General features: G+C 50.7%; 17 protein-coding genes, 5 tRNA genes and 1 other RNA gene. 16 read left to right on the plus strand and 7 right to left on the minus strand.

Annotation, left to right across the window (positions count from 1 at the left end; genetic code table 11):
- Positions 1 to 39: 39 nt before the first annotated feature.
- The 11 genes from tolB (at position 40) to pnuC (ending at position 5,740) form a co-directional block, all read left to right on the plus strand.
- The gene (tolB, locus tag LG384_RS06985) at positions 40 to 1,332 is read left to right on the plus strand and encodes a Tol-Pal system beta propeller repeat protein TolB (RefSeq protein ID WP_225760665.1); all 1,293 of its coding nucleotides are present in this window, start codon (positions 40 to 42) and stop codon (positions 1,330 to 1,332) included.
- Between the two features lie 34 nt (positions 1,333 to 1,366).
- Entirely contained in the window at positions 1,367 to 1,885 is a 519-nt protein-coding gene (gene pal / locus LG384_RS06990) for a peptidoglycan-associated lipoprotein Pal (protein ID WP_006685431.1), read from the plus strand.
- A 9-nt stretch (positions 1,886 to 1,894) separates the two neighbouring features.
- Positions 1,895 to 2,683 carry a cell division protein CpoB gene (gene cpoB, locus LG384_RS06995; RefSeq protein WP_048221832.1) on the plus strand — a complete coding sequence of 263 codons (789 nt, stop codon included), beginning with the start codon at positions 1,895 to 1,897 and terminating at the stop codon, positions 2,681 to 2,683.
- Between the two features lie 165 nt (positions 2,684 to 2,848).
- A tRNA-Lys gene (locus LG384_RS07000) sits at positions 2,849 to 2,924 on the plus strand.
- A 136-nt stretch (positions 2,925 to 3,060) separates the two neighbouring features.
- Positions 3,061 to 3,136: transfer RNA gene (locus LG384_RS07005), tRNA-Val, on the plus strand.
- A gap of 3 nt (positions 3,137 to 3,139) precedes the next feature.
- Positions 3,140 to 3,215, plus strand: a tRNA-Lys gene (locus LG384_RS07010).
- Positions 3,216 to 3,363: 148 nt separating this feature from the next.
- Positions 3,364 to 3,439 (plus strand) — tRNA-Lys (locus tag LG384_RS07015).
- Between the two features lie 33 nt (positions 3,440 to 3,472).
- Positions 3,473 to 3,548 (plus strand) — tRNA-Lys (locus LG384_RS07020).
- A 29-nt stretch (positions 3,549 to 3,577) separates the two neighbouring features.
- Positions 3,578 to 3,703: non-coding RNA, RtT sRNA (locus tag LG384_RS07025), on the plus strand.
- A 246-nt stretch (positions 3,704 to 3,949) separates the two neighbouring features.
- Positions 3,950 to 4,993, plus strand: a complete 1,044-nt coding sequence (gene nadA, locus LG384_RS07030) for a quinolinate synthase NadA (protein WP_225761286.1) — start codon at positions 3,950 to 3,952, stop codon at positions 4,991 to 4,993.
- Positions 4,994 to 5,020: 27 nt separating this feature from the next.
- Positions 5,021 to 5,740 (plus strand): nicotinamide riboside transporter PnuC, encoded by a 720-nt coding sequence (gene pnuC / locus LG384_RS07035; protein WP_225760666.1) that lies wholly within the window; start codon positions 5,021 to 5,023, stop codon positions 5,738 to 5,740.
- Here the strand turns inward: pnuC and zitB are convergent.
- A complete protein-coding gene (gene zitB, locus LG384_RS07040) occupies positions 5,737 to 6,678 on the minus strand; it encodes a CDF family zinc transporter ZitB (RefSeq protein ID WP_225760667.1) in 942 nt (313 codons plus the stop codon). The two genes, pnuC and zitB, sit on opposite strands and share 4 nt — an antisense overlap.
- Positions 6,679 to 6,790: 112 nt before the next feature.
- Positions 6,791 to 7,165: a YbgS-like family protein gene (locus tag LG384_RS07045; protein ID WP_045449506.1), complete on the minus strand. Its 375-nt coding sequence runs from the start codon at positions 7,163 to 7,165 to the stop codon at positions 6,791 to 6,793.
- A gap of 323 nt (positions 7,166 to 7,488) precedes the next feature.
- On the opposite strand from LG384_RS07045, the gene aroG reads away from it, so the two are divergent.
- The 5 genes from aroG (at position 7,489) to LG384_RS07070 (ending at position 13,743) form a co-directional block, all read left to right on the plus strand.
- Positions 7,489 to 8,544, plus strand: a complete 1,056-nt coding sequence (gene aroG / locus LG384_RS07050) for a 3-deoxy-7-phosphoheptulonate synthase AroG (RefSeq protein ID WP_225760668.1) — start codon at positions 7,489 to 7,491, stop codon at positions 8,542 to 8,544.
- 171 nt (positions 8,545 to 8,715) lie between these two features.
- On the plus strand, positions 8,716 to 10,884 hold the full coding sequence (locus tag LG384_RS07055) for a TonB-dependent siderophore receptor (RefSeq protein ID WP_225760669.1): 2,169 nt from the start codon (positions 8,716 to 8,718) through the stop codon (positions 10,882 to 10,884).
- An 11-nt stretch (positions 10,885 to 10,895) separates the two neighbouring features.
- Positions 10,896 to 11,882 carry an ABC transporter substrate-binding protein gene (locus LG384_RS07060; RefSeq protein ID WP_225761287.1) on the plus strand — a complete coding sequence of 329 codons (987 nt, stop codon included), beginning with the start codon at positions 10,896 to 10,898 and terminating at the stop codon, positions 11,880 to 11,882.
- 17 nt (positions 11,883 to 11,899) lie between these two features.
- Positions 11,900 to 12,970, plus strand: coding sequence for a FecCD family ABC transporter permease (locus LG384_RS07065; protein WP_370637064.1), 1,071 nt, complete (start codon positions 11,900 to 11,902; stop codon positions 12,968 to 12,970).
- Positions 12,967 to 13,743: an ABC transporter ATP-binding protein gene (locus LG384_RS07070; RefSeq protein ID WP_225760670.1), complete on the plus strand. Its 777-nt coding sequence runs from the start codon at positions 12,967 to 12,969 to the stop codon at positions 13,741 to 13,743. Before LG384_RS07065 ends, LG384_RS07070 begins: the two co-directional genes overlap by 4 nt.
- Positions 13,744 to 13,803: 60 nt before the next feature.
- Here LG384_RS07070 and gpmA read toward each other — a convergent pair whose 3' ends face one another.
- The 5 genes from gpmA to galE all read right to left on the minus strand — a co-directional run bounded on the left by gpmA (position 13,804) and on the right by galE (position 19,047).
- Positions 13,804 to 14,556 (minus strand): 2,3-diphosphoglycerate-dependent phosphoglycerate mutase, encoded by a 753-nt coding sequence (gpmA, locus tag LG384_RS07075; RefSeq protein WP_045441130.1) that lies wholly within the window; start codon positions 14,554 to 14,556, stop codon positions 13,804 to 13,806.
- Positions 14,557 to 14,788: 232 nt separating this feature from the next.
- Complete coding sequence (galM, locus tag LG384_RS07080; protein WP_225760671.1) at positions 14,789 to 15,829, minus strand: galactose-1-epimerase; 1,041 nt, start codon at positions 15,827 to 15,829, stop codon at positions 14,789 to 14,791.
- Entirely contained in the window at positions 15,823 to 16,971 is a 1,149-nt protein-coding gene (galK, locus tag LG384_RS07085) for a galactokinase (RefSeq protein ID WP_225760672.1), read from the minus strand. The genes galM and galK overlap by 7 nt, the downstream gene beginning before the upstream one ends.
- 3 nt (positions 16,972 to 16,974) lie before the next feature.
- Complete coding sequence (gene galT / locus LG384_RS07090; protein ID WP_225760673.1) at positions 16,975 to 18,021, minus strand: galactose-1-phosphate uridylyltransferase; 1,047 nt, start codon at positions 18,019 to 18,021, stop codon at positions 16,975 to 16,977.
- Between the two features lie 9 nt (positions 18,022 to 18,030).
- On the minus strand, positions 18,031 to 19,047 hold the full coding sequence (galE, locus tag LG384_RS07095) for a UDP-glucose 4-epimerase GalE (RefSeq protein ID WP_045441134.1): 1,017 nt from the start codon (positions 19,045 to 19,047) through the stop codon (positions 18,031 to 18,033).
- Positions 19,048 to 19,252: the final 205 nt, after the last annotated feature.

Here is a 19,252-nt window from a genome sequence, read left to right on the forward strand (position 1 = left end):
AAATTATCGTGGGCTTTCCGTCCAGATAAGGGAGATATGATGAAGCAGGCATTACGAGTAGCATTTGGTTTTCTGATGCTGTGGGCAGCGGTGCTGCATGCAGAAGTACGTATCGAGATCACCCAAGGGGTGGACTCGGCGCGCCCGATTGGTGTAGTCCCGTTCCAGTGGGCTGGGCCGGGCGCTGCTCCCGAAGATATCGGTGGTATCGTAGGTGCAGACCTGCGTAACAGCGGTAAATTTAACCCGTTAGACAGGTCTCGTCTGCCACAGCAGCCGGGTACTGCGGCAGAAGTTCAGCCGGCTGCATGGTCTGCGCTGGGTATTGATGCTGTGGTTGTGGGTCAGGTTACGCCTAATCCGGACGGTTCCTACAGTGTTGCTTATCAACTGGTAGACACTGGCGGCGCACCGGGTACCGTACTGGCGCAGAACACGTATAAAGTGAACAAGCAGTGGCTGCGTTACGCGGGCCATACTGCCAGTGATGAAGTGTTTGAAAAACTGACCGGTATTAAGGGCGCGTTCCGTACCCGTATTGCTTATGTCGTTCAGACCAACGGCGGCCAGTTCCCGTACGAATTACGTGTTTCTGACTACGATGGTTACAACCAGTTCGTTGTTCACCGTTCTCCGCAGCCTTTGATGTCGCCGGCATGGTCTCCGGACGGTTCTAAACTGGCTTATGTAACCTTTGAAAGCGGACGTTCTGCGCTGGTTATCCAGACGCTGTCTAACGGTGCGGTTCGTCAGGTGGCTTCGTTCCCGCGTCACAACGGTGCTCCGGCATTCTCTCCGGATGGCGGCAAACTGGCGTTTGCTCTGTCTAAAACGGGTAGCCTGAACCTGTATGTGATGGATATTGGCTCAGGCCAAATCCGTCAGGTGACTGATGGTCGTAGCAATAACACCGAACCGACCTGGTTCCCGGATAGCCAAAACCTGGCCTTTACCTCTGACCAGGCAGGTCGTCCGCAAGTGTATAAAGTTAACGTTAACGGCGGTGCTCCGCAGCGTATTACCTGGGAAGGTTCGCAAAACCAGGATGCTGATGTAAGCAGTGACGGTAAGTTTATGGTAATGGTAAGCTCAAATAGTGGGCAGCAACACATTGCCAAACAAGATCTGGTAGCGGGTGGCGTACAAGTTCTGTCGTCAACGTTCCTGGATGAAACGCCAAGTCTGGCACCTAACGGCACTATGGTAATCTACAGCTCTTCTCAGGGGATGGGATCCGTGCTGAATTTGGTTTCTACAGATGGGCGTTTCAAGGCGCGTCTTCCGGCAACCGATGGACAGGTTAAATTCCCTGCCTGGTCGCCGTATCTGTGATAATAAATAATTGATTAATAAAGGAATCATTGAAATGCAACTGAACAAAGTGCTGAAAGGGCTGATGATCGCTCTGCCTGTTATGGCAATTGCGGCATGTTCTTCTAACAAGAACGCCAGCAATGACGGCAGCGAAGGCATGCTGGGTGCCGGCACTGGTATGGATGCAAACGGCAGCGGCAACATGTCCTCCGAAGAGCAAGCGCGTCTGCAGATGCAACAGCTGCAGCAGAACAACATCGTTTACTTCGATCTGGATAAGTACGATATCCGTTCTGACTTCGCTGCAATGCTGGATGCGCACGCTAACTTCCTGCGTAGCAACCCGTCTTACAAAGTCACCGTAGAAGGTCATGCGGACGAACGTGGTACTCCTGAGTACAACATCTCCCTGGGTGAGCGTCGTGCTAACGCCGTTAAGATGTACCTGCAGGGTAAAGGCGTTTCTGCTGACCAGATCTCCATCGTTTCTTACGGTAAAGAAAAACCTGCAGTACTGGGTCATGACGAAGCGGCTTACTCCAAAAACCGTCGTGCCGTACTGGTTTACTAAGAGAATTGCATGAGCAGTAACTTCAGACATCACCTGTTGAGTCTGTCGTTACTGGTTGGCATAGCGGCCCCCTGGGCCGCTTTTGCTCAGGCGCCAATCAGTAGTGTCGGCTCAGGCTCGGTCGAAGACCGTGTCACTCAACTCGAGCGTATTTCTAACGCTCACAGTCAGCTTTTAACCCAACTCCAGCAACAACTCTCCGATAATCAGTCCGATATTGATTCCCTGCGTGGTCAAATTCAGGAAAGTCAGTATCAGCTGAATCAGGTTGTTGAGCGCCAGAAGCAGATTTTGTTGCAGATGAATAATCTTGGCAGCGGTAGTGCGCCGGCAGCGCAGTCTGTGGATAGCGATCAGGGCGGGGCAGCAACCCCTGCGCCTGATGCAGGTGCTACCGCAGCGTCAGGTGTGCCCGCGCAAACTGGCGATGCTAATACCGATTACAATGCAGCAATTGCTCTGGTGCAGGATAAATCCCGCCAGGATGACGCGATTGTGGCATTTCAGAACTTCATCAAAAAATATCCGGATTCGACTTACCTGCCTAATGCAAATTACTGGCTGGGTCAGTTGAATTACAACAAGGGTAAAAAAGATGATGCGGCGTTCTATTTTGCTTCGGTAGTTAAAAACTTCCCGAAATCACCAAAGGCTGCAGACGCAATGTATAAAGTTGGCGTCATCATGCAGGACAAAGGCGACACAGCAAAAGCTAAAGCAGTTTATCAGCAGGTTATCACTAAATATCCTGGCACTGATGGCGCTAAACAAGCGCAAAAACGCCTTGGCGCGATGTAATGCACACCATGCGACCAGAAATCGCGTTATTTCTGGTCGCGTCGTGTGATTCCTAAGCAGTTGAGTTATTTACATCGAAATTTTTGTTGCGCTAAAATCTGAAATCAGTAATATATGCCGCCGTTGCCAAGGGATATCAAACAGCCCGAAAGCGGCGAGAAAAGTGGGGCGTTAGCTCAGTTGGTAGAGCAGTTGACTTTTAATCAATTGGTCGCAGGTTCGAATCCTGCACGCCCCACCAACAATTGAAGTAGGTAGTGGTAGTAAAACGTGAAGGATAACGTTGCGTAAGCAACGGCCCGAAGGGCGAGGCGAAGCCGAGTCATCCTGCACGCCCCACCACTAACTTAGCAGTAAGCAGTATCCAGCGTAGTATCGGGTGATTAGCTCAGCTGGGAGAGCACCTCCCTTACAAGGAGGGGGTCGGCGGTTCGATCCCGTCATCACCCACCACTCGGGGCGTTAGCTCAGTTGGTAGAGCAGTTGACTTTTAATCAATTGGTCGCAGGTTCGAATCCTGCACGCCCCACCAATATTAACATCGTACTCAGATGTTAGCCGTGAAGGATAACGTTGCGTCAGCAACGGCCCGTAGGGCGAGACGAAGTTGAGTCATCCTGCACGCCCCACCAATTTATTAAATTGGTGTCGAGTAAAAATATTTCAGGTGATACCCGAAAGGGTCGTTAGCTCAGTTGGTAGAGCAGTTGACTTTTAATCAATTGGTCGCAGGTTCGAATCCTGCACGACCCACCATCCTGAAAAGGTTAAAGTAGTAAACCCCATATGGGGGCGTTAGCTCAGTTGGTAGAGCAGTTGACTTTTAATCAATTGGTCGCAGGTTCGAATCCTGCACGCCCCACCAGTGTAAAAAGGCGCCCTAAAGGCGCCTTTTTGCTATTTGCGATTTATAAGATTCGAACCTGCAGCAGGTTCGGGTCTCACGAAGTGAGACAACGGAGCCGTTTGCGGCGACGGCCCGGAGGGCGAGCGAAGCGAGTCATCCTGCACGCCCCACCAGTGTAAAAAGGTGCCCTAAAGGCGCCTTTTTACTATCTGCGATTTATAAGATTCGAACCTGCTTCCCTGATGCGCTTCGCTTATCAGGCTTACAAAACATATCTGGCATTCATCAAACGCAATTATTGTGACTTTTATACGCCAATCCGCTATCTTGTTTAGCATATAAAACAAATATAGCCGATTGCAGCGTGCATCTCGCTTTAAGTCGGTTGTTTCGTTAAGCCAGTAAAACGAGAAAGCATGATGAGCGTGATGTTTGACCCTGAAGCTGCAATCTATCCGTTTCCGCCGAAGCCTGCACCGCTGAGTGTGGATGAAAAGCAATTCTATCGCGAAAAAATCAAGCGCCTGTTGAAAGAGCGCGATGCAGTGATGGTTGCGCACTATTATACCGATCCTGAAATCCAACAGTTGGCTGAAGAGACCGGCGGTTGTATTTTTGACTCACTTGAGATGGCGCGATTCGGATCAAAACACCCAGCATCCACACTGCTGGTTGCGGGCGTCAGATTTATGGGAGAAACGGCCAAAATTCTTAGCCCGGAAAAAACTATCCTGATGCCAACGTTGCAGGCGGAGTGTTCATTAGATTTGGGCTGTCCGATCGACGCCTTCAGCGCATTTTGTGATGCTCACCCGGATCGCACAGTAGTGGTTTACGCTAATACGTCAGCCGCCGTTAAAGCGCGTGCTGACTGGGTGGTAACATCCAGTATCGCCGTTGAACTTATTGAACATCTTGATAGTTTAGGTGAAAAAATCATCTGGGCACCGGACAGACATCTCGGCAACTACGTGCAAAAACAGACCGGTGCGGATGTGCTCTGCTGGCAGGGAGCCTGCATTGTCCATGACGAATTTAAGACCCAGGCATTAACGCGCATGAAAGGGCTTTATCCTGACGCGGCTGTTCTGGTACACCCTGAATCCCCTCAGTCGATTGTTGATATGGCCGATGCAGTGGGGTCAACCAGTCAGCTAATTAACGCAGCTAAAACGTTACCGCACAGACAACTTATTGTGGCGACTGATCGGGGCATTTTTTACAAAATGCAGCAGGCTGTTCCTGATAAAGAGTTGCTCGAGGCTCCGACGGCTGGTGAGGGGGCAACCTGTCGCAGCTGTGCACATTGTCCGTGGATGGCGATGAACGGCCTTAAGGCGATCGCTGAAGGTCTTGAGCAGGGTGGAGTGGCTCATGAGATACAGGTTGATGCAGCACTGCGAGAAGGGGCACTATTGCCGTTAAACCGCATGCTGGAATTTGCGGCTACACTACGAGCTTAATTATCGCGTTTCGCTCTGGGGGGAAAGATGGATTTTTTTAGCACGCAGAATATTCTGGTTCATATTCCGATTGGTGCAGGTGGTTACGACCTGTCATGGATTGAAGCGGTAGGTACTGTCGCTGGTTTACTGTGTATTGGCCTGGCTAGCCTGGAGAAAATCAGCAATTATTTCTTTGGTCTGATCAACGTTACGTTATTTGCGATTATTTTTTTTCAGATCCAACTCTACGCCAGCCTGTTGTTACAGGTGTTCTTTTTTGCCGCCAACATCTACGGCTGGTATGCATGGTCCCGGCAAACCAGTCAGTATGAGGCTGAACTGAAAATTCGCTGGCTGCCGTTACCAAAAGCGCTAAGCTGGCTGGCTGCTTGCGTGGTGGCGATTGGTTTGATGACGGTGTATATCGATCCGGTGTTTGCGTTTTTGACCCGCACGGCAGTGAATATTATGCAGGGGCTGGGGTTACAGGTTGCCGCACCAGAACTTCAACCCGACGCTTTCCCGTTCTGGGATTCCTGCATGATGGTGCTGTCAATTGTGGCGATGATCCTGATGACACGCAAATACGTCGAGAACTGGCTTTTGTGGGTGATCATTAACGTTATTAGTGTGGTGATCTTTGCCCTGCAAGGCGTGTATGCCATGTCGCTGGAATATATGATCCTGACGGTTATCGCCCTCAACGGTAGCAGGATGTGGATAAACAGCGCGCGCGAACGCGGCTCACGCGCGCTTTCCCATTAGTGATGGTGATGTGAATGACCGGACAGTCCCTGATAAAGGTGACAGTCCGGTCCATTACATGGCTGATACTCCATCTGAATGGTCGCGTGTTCAATTTGATAGTGATGCGTCAGGAAGTGCTGAATGCGCTCCAGCAAGGCATCATGATCGTGCGGTGGGATCACCTGCACATGCAATGTCATTACCGGTTTTTCTCCCACCATCCAGACGTGCACGTGATGCACATTGCGAACTTCAGGAATATCCCGACTAAGATGGCGCTGTAGTGCAGCAATATCCAGTGCAAGTGGCGCACCTTCCAGCAATTCATTCACGCTATCTTTCAATAAACGCCAGGCGCTGCGCAGTACCAGCACGGAAACCAGGATAGAAAGAATGGGATCCGCAGGCGTCCAGCCGGTCCATATAATGATCAGCGCAGCGATAATCGCACCTACCGAACCGAGTAAATCGCCCATCACGTGTAGTGCAGCGGCGCGGACGTTGAGGTTTTTCTCTTCACTTCCGCGATGCAGAACCCAGAAGGCGAGTACATTAGCCAGCAAACCCGCGACGGCGATAACCATCATCATTCCGCCAGCTACTGGTCGGGGCGTATGGAAGCGCTCAATCGCTTCCCAGACGATTAAAATAGTGATCACCACCAGCGCAATAGCGTTAACAAACGCGGCCAGTGTGGTGAGTCTCAGCCAGCCGAATGTGTGGCGGATAGTGGGAGGACGACGGGAAAACTGGACGGCCAGCAGTGCGAAAAGTAGCGCAGCCGCATCGGTAAGCATGTGCCCGGCATCCGCCAGTAGCGCCAGAGAGCCTGAAAGTATTCCTCCCACCACCTCAACCAGCATAAATCCTGCTGTAATACAGAATGCGAACAGCAGTCGACGGGCATTGTTATCTTTGTGCTGGTCCGGGGAAGTATGAGTGTGCGAGTGAGCCATAGTGTCATCCCTTTGTTATTCTCATCTTTACTGTATGACATCATACCGGGTTTGGGCTGACAAAATTAAAAAGGAGAGCTTTTGCTCTCCTGTTATTAGCCATATTTTAGCTTTACTGGGTGGTACCATCAGTTTTGGTATCGACATCATTATTGATGCCGTTTCCGGTCTCGACCTTCTTATTCACATCCGGACAGCGACCGTCTTTACACATAGAGTTTTTGTGCACCTCGTCTTTTGTCATTCCTTCATGGTTCATCGATGAACCGTTCGGGTGCAGCATGGTTCCACCCGAATTGATTTTGTTATTGTTGACGTTATTTGGTGCAACGTTTTCACGGGCGTCAGGTGCTACTTGACCAGCATCCGCCGAAGAATTTGCCTGGCCGTTATTGGACTGAGCGTTTGTTTCTGCAGCCAGCGCTGCGCCGCTGGCGAGGCTAAGAGTTGCAGTAAGAAAGAGTGAGGCCAGCTTTGTCATTGTCATTTGCATAATATGCTCCTGTAATGGTCAATATGTCGGATAACCTCTTCCAACAGTGCATGTGCCAGTTAAATCGTCAGGGTGTGGTTTAATGTTTCAGTATGGAAATAAAAACCAGCATAGAATCTTGAAAATAATGAAAAAGTAAGTTGTTACAGTTAAAAATTGTAGTTTAGATCTCGTTTTTCGCTACTTTATTGCGTTTTTTTGATTGATTCCAGGATTAATCCGTCCAAACTGTAAAACCCCGTTTACACTTTATGATTGAAGATATAGATTGGAGGGATTGCATTCATTTATATAAGTATGGCAACGCTGGAATAATCATGAATTATCAGAACGACGATTTACGTATTAAAGAGATCAACGAGTTATTACCGCCAGTCGCACTGCTGGAAAAATTCCCTGCTACTGAAAATGCCGCAAATACGGTTGCTCACGCCCGTAAGGCGATCCATAAGATCCTGAAAGGGAGCGACGATCGTTTGCTGGTCGTTATCGGACCGTGTTCTATTCATGATCCGGCCGCAGCCAAAGAGTATGCTGCTCGCCTGCTGGCACTGCGTGAAGAGTTGAAAGATGAGCTTGAAATCGTCATGCGCGTCTATTTTGAAAAGCCGCGTACTACCGTGGGCTGGAAAGGGCTAATCAACGATCCGCATATGGACAACAGCTTCCAGATCAACGACGGTCTGCGCATAGCGCGTAAGTTGCTGCTGGATATTAACGATAGCGGCTTACCGGCTGCGGGTGAATTCCTTGATATGATCACCCCGCAATATCTCGCGGACCTGATGAGCTGGGGCGCGATTGGTGCGCGAACTACCGAGTCCCAGGTGCACCGTGAGCTGGCCTCTGGTCTTTCCTGCCCGGTTGGATTCAAAAATGGTACCGATGGCACAATTAAAGTCGCCATTGATGCAATCAATGCCGCAGGTGCGCCGCACTGTTTCCTGTCTGTGACCAAATGGGGTCACTCCGCAATTGTGAATACCAGTGGTAATGGCGATTGCCATATCATTTTGCGCGGGGGCAAAGAGCCGAATTACAGTGCTCAACACGTTGCTGACGTGAAAGAAGGGCTGGTCAAAGCGGGTCTGTCTCCGCAGGTCATGATCGACTTTAGCCATGCGAATTCCAGCAAGCAATTTAAAAAGCAGATGGATGTTGCTAAAGACGTGTGCGGGCAGATTGCCGATGGCGAAAAAGCGATTATTGGCGTGATGATTGAAAGCCATCTGGTTGAAGGTAATCAGAACCCGGATAACGGCGAACCGCTGACTTACGGTAAGAGCATTACCGATGCCTGCATTGGCTGGGAAGATACTGACTCTGTGCTGCGCCAACTGGCAAAAGCGGTGAAGGTTCGTCGCGGCGAGTAATACCCTTTTCTTTATTTATAAACCGGCTAAACAGGCCGGTTTTTTTATCTCTGATTTCTCATAATCACAAAGAGTTAGATACGCTCTTAAAAGTTTTGACGTGACTGAGATCAAAATTTTACACCTATATCGATCGTAATATAAATTTTTACATAACGATTGATAATACAAATGAATAAACCTACTTACTTAGCAACACTGTTGCCTGTTCTCATTACTCTGGCATCCCAAAGTGTCCACGCTGAAGCGGCGTCTGAAGATGAAATTGTCGTCACCAGTCAGCCTTCCGGCAATCCAGCTTCTGCGCCTTCCGGTGCAGGATTTAAAACGAATGATATTGATGTTGGTCCGCAGGGAAATAAAGCCTGGGTCGATACGCCATATTCGACGACCACGGTCACTAAAATGATGATTGAAAATCAGCAGGCGCAAAGCGTGAGTGAGTTGTTGAAATATTCACCCAGTACGCAAATGCAGGCACGTGGCGGTATGGATGTTGGTAGGCCGCAAAGCCGTGGTATGCAGGGTAGCGTCGTTGCCAACAGTCGCCTGGATGGCCTGAATATTGTTTCAACAACTGCGTTCCCGGTTGAAACACTGGAACGTCTGGATGTACTGAATAGCCTGACGGGGGCATTGTATGGCCCGGCCAGCCCGGCGGGGCAATTTAATTTTATTGCAAAACGTCCGACGGAAGAGACGCTACGTGAAGTGACTCTGGGTTATCAGAGTCGCAGTGCGTTCACCGGGCACATTGATCTGGGAGGGCATATTGATGATGACAACCGTTTTGGCTATCGCGTTAATATCCTGAATGAGGAAGGGGAAGGAAACCTGGACGATAGTACGTTGCGTCGTAAGCTTCTCTCTGTGGCGATGGACTGGAATATTCAACCCGGTACGCAGTTGCAGTTGGATGCCAGTCACTATGAGTTTGTCCAGAAAGGATATCCGGGCAGCTTCAGCTATGGTCCAGGTATTAAATTACCTTCTGCGCCTGATCCCAAAAATAAGAATCTTGCACTCAGTACTGCCGGTAACGATCTGACGACGGATACCGTCAGTACACGGCTGATTCATTATCTGAATGATGACTGGTCGGTAACGGCTGGTGTTGGCTGGCAGCAGGCGGATCGCGCGATGCGCAGCGTATCGAGCAAAATAATAAATGATCAGGGTGATATCAGCCGCACGATGAAAGACTCCACTGCAGCGGGGCGTTTTCGTGTACTGAGCAATACTGCCACTCTCAATGGTCATGTGGATACTGGCTCCATTGGGCACGATATTGCACTTTCAACTACGGGTTATGTTTGGTCTTTGTACAGTGCAAAAGGCACCGGCTCTTCTTATAACTGGGGCACCACTAACATGTATGACCCTTCGGAGATGACGGAGAAAGGCGACGGAAAAATCAGAACCAGCGGTGACCGCTATAAATCCGGAGTGAATACACAACAGAGTATTACCGTGGGCGATACGATCACGTTGACACCGAAATGGTCAACAATGTTTTACCTCAGCCAGAGTTGGATCCAGTCACAGAGTTATAATAAGAACGGGCATAAAACCAGCCAGATTGATGAGGATGGATTAAGTCCGAATGCGGCGCTGATGTATAAAATTACGCCAAATGTGATGACCTATATTAGCTATGCAGAGTCCCTGGAACAGGGGGGAACCGCACCAATCAACAGCGATGTGAAAAATGCCGGACAAACGCTGGATCCGTACCGCAGTAAGCAATATGAAGTAGGGCTTAAAGCGGATGTTTCAGGGTTGAATTTGGGCGCGGCTCTGTTCAGGCTCGAACGTCCTTTTGCCTATGTAGATCCCAATGATGATGTCTATAAAGAACAGGGTAATCAGGTAAATAATGGTCTGGAACTGACTGCATCCGGAAACGTCTGGCAGGGATTAAACGTTTATAGTGGTGTGACGTTCCTCAATCCAAAATTGAAAGATACGGCCAGCGATTCAACCAGCGACAAGCAGGTGGTCGGGGTTCCCAAAGTACAGGCTAATATGTTGGCTGAATACAGTTTACCTTCTATACCGCAATGGGTTTATAGCGCGAATATTCACTACACCGGTAAGCGAGCGGCTAACGACACTAATACCGCGTGGGCTGGCAGCTACACCACGTGGGATTTAGGAACTCGCTATACAACCAAAATCAGCAATGTGCCTACCACCTTCCGGGTTGTCGTGAACAACGTGTTCGATAAGCATTACTGGGCCTCCATCTTCCCGTCAGGGACTGATGGTGATAACGGTTCGCCGAGCGCATTTATCGGCAGCGGACGCGAAGTTCGTGCTTCCGTGACGTTAGATTTCTAAAGGCTGGAATGATGACGTTAACCCGTATTTTGCCCGCACTGATCTGTCTGGTTGCGGGGAGCTTATTTGCCGCGCAACCGCAAAGCGATGTCCGTATCGCATCGCCATGGCCCGCACAAAACACCATTATCACTATGTTAGGTTATGGCGAAAATATTGTTGGTACATCAATGATAGCGAAGAAAATACCGCTTCTCCGCCAGAGTTTACCGCGTATTGATGATGTCGCTGTCGTCAGTGTTAACAGCGGTCATGAGTTGGATCCGGAGCAAATTATCTCGCTTGGTACGCAACTTTTATTCGTGCCGAAATCGATGACTGTACCAGGCGAATCATTACTCCAGCAGGCTGGTGTGCGTATTCTTGCCTTCGAAGCGAATTCCATGACTGCATTAACGTCCCGGGTACAGAAAACGGCGGATGTTCTTGGACCTGATGCTCAGCAGAAAGCCTTGCGTTACCAACGCTATTTTGACCATAACGTGGGGCTGGTGAAGGACCGTTTAAAAGATCTCTCTGACAATCAGCGAGTGACGATATATCACAGTATGGGCAACCCGCTGACAACCAGCGGTCGCCCCTCTCTTAATCAGGATTGGATGGATCTGGCTGGGGCAAGGAATATTGCTGAGCACTGGTTTGACAGCAAATCAAACCGAACGGGGGAGGTGGCGCTGGAACAGATCGTTGCGGCTAATCCGGCGGTTATTGTAGCAATGAATAAACGCGACGCAGAAGCCATTATGGCTTCCCCTCAGTGGGCGCAAGTCGATGCAGTGATTCATCATCGAGTCTATGTTAATCCGAAAGGTATGTTCTGGTGGTGTCGGGAGACCAGCGAAGAGGCGCTGCAATTTCTCTGGCTGGCTAAAACGCTTTACCCACAACGTTTTGTTGACATAGATATGCGCCAGGAAGTTCGTGATTTTTATCACGATTTTTTTGGTATCTCGCTCAGTGACTCACAGGTCAGTGATGTGCTCACTCCGCCGAAATGATTCGGCAGATAAGGAAAATGATGTCGTCATCTGCTGATATACAGATGCGGGAGTCAATTGACGAACGCTATCGTCTTGTTATCCGTAAGCGATGGGTGCTGGCGCTGGTGATTATTTTGGCGATAGCAGCCTCATTGGTGCTGGATTCGACCCTTGGCCCGTCTGGCCTGGCTCTTGCCGATCTCTGGCAAGCGCTACTCCATCCGCTAAGTGTCAACGCCGGAACCCGCGTAATAGTCTGGGATATCCGCTTACCTTACGCGCTAATGGCGTTGTTGGTGGGAATGGCGCTCGGACTGGCGGGGGCGGAGATGCAAACTATCTTAAATAACCCGTTGGCGAGCCCGTTTACGCTTGGTGTCTCGTCTGCGGCAGCCTTTGGTGCGGCACTGGCGATTGTATTGGGTATTGGTATTCCGGGGGTATCCGCCACGTGGTTTATCCCTGCGAATGCCTTTATTTTTGCGCTGCTCTCCGCCTTACTGCTTGACGGCATCACCCGCTGGACCCGTGTAGCAACATCCGGTGTGGTGCTGTTTGGCATTGCGCTGGTCTTTACCTTTAACGCGCTGGTGTCAATGATGCAGTTTGTTGCCGATGAAGACACACTACAGGGACTGGTTTTCTGGACAATGGGTAGTCTGGCCCGCGCTTCGTGGGAAAAACTTGGCGTACTGGCCGTCGCTGTTGTCATTGTCTTTCCATGGTCAATGCGTAGCGCCTGGCAACTCACGGCGCTGCGCCTGGGCGAAGATCGGGCGATGAGTTTTGGCATTGATGTGCGGCGGCTACGCCTGTCATCGCTTCTGCGCATCAGCTTATTGTCGGCGTTGTCGGTGGCTTTTGTAGGCCCCATCGGCTTTATCGGGCTGGTTGCACCGCATATTTCACGCATGTTATTTGGTGAAGACCATCGTTTTTACCTGCCCGGAAGTGTACTGACGGGGGGACTGGTGCTCTCGCTGGCCTCTATTGCGTCGAAGAACATTATTCCCGGTATCATTATCCCTGTTGGAATAGTCACATCGCTGGTGGGGGTCCCTTTTTTCCTGAGCATTATTCTGCGGCATCGGGGGAGCATGTCATGAGTGGACTAATTCTCCGGGGAGTGGACGCGGGATATCCTAAACAACCAGTGATTCATAATCTCAATGTCGCCGAGCTGCCACGCGGTAAAATCACTGTATTACTGGGACCTAACGGTTGCGGGAAGTCAACATTGCTACGTTCGCTGGCAGGGTTGAATAAAGCCAGCGGTGAGGTGATTCTTGACGATGAGAATTTAACATCGTTGCCGTTTGCTAAACGTGCTGAGAAGGTGGTGTTTTTACCACAGTCGCTGCCGCAGGGTGTTCATTTGCATGTGCTGGAGTCAATTATCGCTGCACAGCGGGCGTCCTGTAGAAGAGATGATGAAAGCAGAAACGCTCAGGCGCTGGCAATACTTGAACAACTTGGGATTGCGCATCTGGCGCTGCACTACCTCGATCAACTTTCTGGTGGGCAGCGACAACTGGTCGGTCTGGCGCAGTCTTTGATCCGTCGACCTGACCTGCTGTTGTTAGATGAACCACTCAGTGCACTGGATTTAAACTATCAGTTCCACGTGATGGATTTAATCCATCGCGAAACACTGGCGCGCAATATGGTCACCGTAGTTGTGGTACATGATATTAATATCGCGCTGCGCCATAGCGAATACGTGTTAATGCTCAAAGACGGGAAACTGGTTGCCAGCGGTGAGCCTGAGGAGGTCATTACCGCAGAGAGTTTGGCTGAAGTGTACAATGTTCGGGGTCGTGTGGAACGGTGTTCACAGGGAAGGCCGCAGGTGATACTCGACGGCGTGATTGACGTATAAAAAGAACAGCAGAATAAGCAATAGTAGGCCCGGTAAGCTTGCGCTACCGGGCAAAATACATTACTTCGCTTTACCCTGGTTGGCAACGGCAGCAGCTTTTGCTGCGATTTCGTCGGCGTTACCCAGATAGTAATGTTTGATTGGTTTGAAGTTTTCGTCAAACTCATACACCAACGGTACACCGGTCGGAATGTTGAGTTCCAGAATTTCATCTTCGCCCATATTATCCAGGTACTTCACCAGCGCACGCAGGGAGTTACCGTGAGCGGCGATAATCACGCGCTCACCGCTTTTCATGCGCGGCAGAATGGTTTCGTTCCAGTATGGGATAACACGATCGATGGTTAGCGCCAGGCTTTCAGTTAGCGGTAGCTCTTTGTCGGTCAGTTGTGCATAACGCGGATCGTGACCCGGATAGCGCTCATCGTCTTTGGTCAGTTCTGGCGGGGTTACCGCAAAACCACGACGCCATTGTTTAACCTGCTCGTCACCGTATTTTTCTGCGGTTTCTGCTTTGTTCAGACCCTGCAGCGCACCGTAGTGACGCTCATTCAGTTTCCAGGATTTTTCAACAGGCAGCCAGGCCTGATCCAGTTCATCCAGCACGTTCCACAGGGTGTGGATGGCACGTTTCAGCACAGAGGTGTAAGCAAAATCGAAGCTGTAGCCTTCCTCTTTCAGCAGTTTACCTGCTGCCTTTGCTTCGCCCACGCCTTTCTCTGACAGATCGACATCATACCAACCGGTGAAGCGGTTTTCGTTGTTCCACTGACTTTCACCGTGACGTACCAGAACCAGCTTAGTTACAGCCATACTCTCACTCCTCAAGCTTTATCGAATGATAATAATTCTCATTATATTGCCGTGATGCGTCAGCGGCAATGCTTACGCATAACCATAGCGAAAATAGCGACACAGTGTAAGGTTCTTGTGAACTCAAGGTTGCTATTTTGTCTTTGAACGGTGGGATTATGAGCGGGTTTGATGTGGGTAATAAACAACGAGCCCGATAAACTTACGCTATCGGACTCGTTACGGTTAATTATCAGGCAGGAATAAATCGATATTCCGTCACGCTGGCGTACTCTTCGCCAGGGCGCAGGAAGCAGTCTGGTTGAGGCCATTCCTGATGATTCGGGCTGTCCGGCAGGAATTCACTTTCCAGCGCCAGACCCTGCCAGTCGGCATAAGCTTCTGGTCCACGAGAGGGGGTGCCGCCGAGGAAATTCCCGGAGTAGAACTGCAATGCCGGAGCAGAGGTATAGACCTCCATGTGCAGTCTTTCATCCTGCGACCACAGGTGAGCGACCGGTTTGCGGATATCGCCCTGTGCCTGTAGCAAGAAGGCATGATCGTATCCCTTAACCTTGCGCTGGTCGTCGTCGGCCAAAAATTCGCTATCGATAACTTTTGGTGCGCGGAAATCAAAAGAGGTTTCCGCAACGGATTTCAGGCCAGCGCGTGGGATCCCTGTTTCATCAACCGGCAGGTACTCATCGGCCAAAATCTGTAGCTTATGTTGACGAACATCGGTTTTGTCACCGTCGAGATTAAAATAAACGTGATTCGTCATATTCACCGGGCAGGGCTTATCGACCGTCGCGCGGTAGGTGATCGAAATGCGGTTATCGTCAGTCAGACGGTACTGCGCCGTTGCGCAAAGATGGCCAGGGAAGCCCTGGTCGCCATCTTCAGACGTTAATGCAAACAACACCTGACGGTCGTTTTGATTCACTATCTGCCAGCGTCGTTTATCGAAACCGTCTGGCCCGCCATGTAGCTGGTTTTCACCCTGGCTTGGCAGTAATTCGATAATTTCACCAGAGAAAGTGTAACGACTGTTAGCGATACGGTTAGCATAGCGACCTATTGAAGCGCCCAGAAACGCGGCCTGATCCGGGTATTGCTCCGGGCTGGCACAGCCAAGCAATGCTTCGCGCACGCTACCATCGCTGAGCGGAATGCGGGCAGACAAAAGAGTCGCGCCCCAGTCCATCAAGGTGACAACCATCCCTGCGTCATTACGCAGGGTTAGCAGGCGAAACGGCTGGCCGTCGGGGGCCAGTACGGGAATTTCATTCAGCACTGTCCGGCTCCTTGTGAAGGTTTACAGACGTAGAAGGTCTCTTTGATACCTGTTTTTGCTTCGTACTGTGTGGCGACAGCCTGCTGTACGGCAGGAACCAGAGCTTGCGGGATCAGCGCCACAATGCAGCCGCCAAAACCGCCGCCGGTCATGCGCACACCGCCCTGATCGCCGATGGTCGCTTTAACAATCTCGACAAGCGTATCAATCTGCGGCACGGTGATTTCGAAGTCATCGCGCATTGAAGCATGAGATTCTGCCATCAGTTGGCCCATACGCAGCAGGTCGCCTTTTTCCAGTGCGTCTGCCGCTTCAACGGTGCGGGCATTTTCTGTGATCACGTGGCGAACGCGTTTGGCTACGATCGGATCAAGCTCGTGCGCGACGGTGTTAAATGTCTCAAGGCTGACATCACGCAGTGCTGGTTGCTGGAAGAAACGCGCGCCGGTTTCGCATTGTTCACGACGGGTGTTGTACTCACTGCCAACCAGCGTACGTTTAAAGTTGCTGTTGATGATCACGACAGCAACACCTTCAGGCATGGAAACCGCTTTAGTGCCCAGCGTACGGCAGTCGATCAGTAGCGCATGATCTTTTTTGCCCAGTGCGGAGATTAGCTGATCCATGATGCCGCAGTTACAACCAACAAACTGGTTTTCGGCTTCCTGACCGTTCAGGGCAATCTGTGCGCCATCGAGCGGCAGATGATAAAGCTGCTGGAACACGGTGCCTACGGCCACCTCCAGCGAGGCGGAGGAACTTAAGCCCGCGCCCTGTGGCACATTGCCGCTAATCACCAGATCGGCACCGCCAAAGGTGTTATTACGCTTTTGCAGATGTTTCACGACGCCACGCACATAGTTTGACCATTGCTGGCTGTCATGGGCGATAATCGGTGCATCAAGAGAGAACTCATCAATCTGATTGTCGTAGTCAGCTGCGATCACGCGGACCTTGCGATCGTCCCGCGTCGCACAACTGATAACGGTTTGGTAGTCGATGGCGCAAGGCAGGACGAAACCGTCGTTATAATCGGTATGTTCGCCAATCAAATTAACGCGACCCGGAGCCTGAATAGTGTGGGTGGCAGGGTAGCCAAAAGTTTCTGCAAACAGAGATTGTGTTTTTTCTTTCAGACTCATTATTTAAACTCCGGATTCGCGAAAATGGATGTCGCTGACCGCACGCAGACGTTCAGCGGCTTGTTCTGCCGTCAGGTCGCGCTGGGTTTCCGCCAGCATTTCGTAACCGACCATAAATTTACGTACGGTAGCGGAACGCAGCAGGGGCGGATAAAAATGCGCATGCAACTGCCAGTGCTCATTTTCTTCGCCATTAAATGGCGCACCGTGCCATCCCATGGAATAGGGGAAAGAGCACTGGAACAGGTTGTCGTATCGACTGGTCAGTTTTTTCAGTGCCAGCGCCAGGTCGGTACGTTGCTCGTCGGTCAAATCGGTAATACGCAGCACATGTGCTTTCGGCAGCAGTAGCGTTTCGAACGGCCATGCTGCCCAGTAAGGTACTACCGCCAGCCAGTGTTCGGTCTCCACAACCGTACGGCTGCCATCCGTCAGTTCACGCTGGACATAATCGAACAGCATTGGCGTGCCCTGTTCGGTGAAATATGCTTTTTGCTGCCTGTCTTCGCGTTCGGCTTCGTTGGGCAGGAAACTATTGGCCCAAATCTGCCCGTGTGGATGCGGGTTTGAGCAGCCCATCGCCGCGCCTTTATTTTCAAACACCTGAACCCAGGGGTAGGTTTTCCCCAGATCTGCTGTCTGTTCTTGCCAGGTTTTCACTATTTCCGTCAGCGCAGGAACGCTGAGTTCCGGCAACGTTTTACTGTGATCGGGCGAGAAGCAAATAACGCGGCTGGTACCGCGTGCGCTCTGGCAACGCATCAATGGATCGTGGCCGTCTGGCGCGTCCGGGGTATCGGACATCAGGGCAGCAAAATCATTGGTAAAGACAAAGGTACCCGTGTAATTCGGATTTTTATCGCCAGTGACGCGTGTGTTGCCCGCACACAGGAAACAGTCCGGATCATGAGCGGGCAAAACCTGCTTAGACGGTGTTTCCTGCGCCCCTTGCCAGGGACGCTTAGCGCGATGTGGCGAAACGAGGATCCACTGCCCGGTAAGTGGGTTAAAGCGGCGATGTGGATGATCGATGGGATTAAATTGTGTCATGACAAATCCTTAGTCCGGGTATCCTTGCGGATGGCGTGACTGCCAGTGCCAGGTATCCTGTGCCATTTCATCCAGCGTACGGGTAACCCGCCAGTTCAGTTCGCGGTCAGCTTTGCTGGCATCAGCCCAGTAAGCAGGAAGATCGCCGTCACGGCGTGGCGCAAAATGGTAGTTAACTGGTTTACCGCAGGCTTTGCTGAAGGCGTTGACCACGTCCAGAACGCTGCTGCCGACGCCGGCTCCGAGGTTGTAAATATGCACGCCCTGAATACCAGCCAGTTTTTCCATGGCGGCAACGTGACCGTCAGCGAGATCCATCACGTGGATATAATCACGAACGCCAGTGCCATCTTCGGTAGGGTAGTCGTTGCCAAATACGGCAAGAGACTCGCGGCGGCCAACGGCAACCTGAGCGATGTAAGGCATCAGATTATTTGGAATACCTTGCGGATCTTCACCCATATCACCTGATGGGTGTGCGCCAACCGGATTGAAGTAGCGCAGTAGGGCAATGCTCCACTCTGGTTGTGCTTTTTGCAGATCGGTCAGGATCTGCTCCACCATCAGTTTGCTTTTGCCGTACGGGCTTTGCGGAGTACCAGTGGGGAAACTTTCAACGTAAGGAATTTTTGGCTGATCGCCATAGACTGTTGCGGAGGAACTGAATATGAAGTTCTTCACGTTAGCAGCGCGCATAGCGTTTACCAGACGCAGAGTACCGTTCACGTTGTTGTCGTAGTACTCCAGCGGTTTGGTGACAGATTCACCAACAGCCTTCAGGCCAGCAAAGTGAATGACCGTATCAATGGCATGATCGTGCAGAATTTCGGTGAGCAGTGCTTCGTTACGAATATCACCTTCAACGAAGGTCGGATGCTTTCCACCTAAACGTTCGATCACCGGCAGGACGCTGCGCTTACTGTTGCAGAGGTTATCAAGGATCACGACGTCGTGACCGTTTTTCAGTAACTGCACACAAGTGTGGCTTCCTATGTAACCGCTACCACCTGTAACCAATACTCTCATAATTCGCTCCGTTAAGCCTATGGTATGCAATAACCATAGCATAACAAAGATGCGAAAAGTGTGACATGGAATAAATTAGTGGAATCGTTTACACTTGGATAAAATCACAAATTGACGTCAATTATTTGATTGTAACTCATAGAGTTTCTTAATGATTGCGCCTTTTATCCGAAAAAGATCGTGAAAAAAGGCGCCTCTAAATGCC

This window comes from Citrobacter sp. Marseille-Q3906, assembly GCF_916618775.1.
GTDB classification, from domain to species: Bacteria; Pseudomonadota; Gammaproteobacteria; order Enterobacterales; family Enterobacteriaceae; genus Citrobacter; species Citrobacter murliniae.

Excerpts from the sequence above, each read along its gene's own strand:
- tolB (WP_225760665.1), top strand. The coding sequence starts at position 40 with ATGAAGCAGGCATTACGAGTAGCATTTGGTTTTCTGATGCTGTGGGCA.
- pal (WP_006685431.1), top strand. The coding sequence starts at position 1,367 with ATGCAACTGAACAAAGTGCTGAAAGGGCTGATGATCGCTCTGCCTGTT.
- cpoB (WP_048221832.1), top strand. The coding sequence starts at position 1,895 with ATGAGCAGTAACTTCAGACATCACCTGTTGAGTCTGTCGTTACTGGTT.
- nadA (WP_225761286.1), top strand. The coding sequence starts at position 3,950 with ATGAGCGTGATGTTTGACCCTGAAGCTGCAATCTATCCGTTTCCGCCG.
- pnuC (WP_225760666.1), top strand. The coding sequence starts at position 5,021 with ATGGATTTTTTTAGCACGCAGAATATTCTGGTTCATATTCCGATTGGT.
- zitB (WP_225760667.1), bottom strand. The coding sequence starts at position 6,678 with ATGGCTCACTCGCACACTCATACTTCCCCGGACCAGCACAAAGATAAC.
- LG384_RS07045 (WP_045449506.1), bottom strand. The coding sequence starts at position 7,165 with ATGACAATGACAAAGCTGGCCTCACTCTTTCTTACTGCAACTCTTAGC.
- aroG (WP_225760668.1), top strand. The coding sequence starts at position 7,489 with ATGAATTATCAGAACGACGATTTACGTATTAAAGAGATCAACGAGTTA.
- LG384_RS07055 (WP_225760669.1), top strand. The coding sequence starts at position 8,716 with ATGAATAAACCTACTTACTTAGCAACACTGTTGCCTGTTCTCATTACT.
- LG384_RS07060 (WP_225761287.1), top strand. The coding sequence starts at position 10,896 with ATGACGTTAACCCGTATTTTGCCCGCACTGATCTGTCTGGTTGCGGGG.
- LG384_RS07065 (WP_370637064.1), top strand. The coding sequence starts at position 11,900 with ATGATGTCGTCATCTGCTGATATACAGATGCGGGAGTCAATTGACGAA.
- LG384_RS07070 (WP_225760670.1), top strand. The coding sequence starts at position 12,967 with ATGAGTGGACTAATTCTCCGGGGAGTGGACGCGGGATATCCTAAACAA.
- gpmA (WP_045441130.1), bottom strand. The coding sequence starts at position 14,556 with ATGGCTGTAACTAAGCTGGTTCTGGTACGTCACGGTGAAAGTCAGTGG.
- galK (WP_225760672.1), bottom strand. The coding sequence starts at position 16,971 with ATGAGTCTGAAAGAAAAAACACAATCTCTGTTTGCAGAAACTTTTGGC.
- galT (WP_225760673.1), bottom strand. The coding sequence starts at position 18,021 with ATGACACAATTTAATCCCATCGATCATCCACATCGCCGCTTTAACCCA.
- galE (WP_045441134.1), bottom strand. The coding sequence starts at position 19,047 with ATGAGAGTATTGGTTACAGGTGGTAGCGGTTACATAGGAAGCCACACT.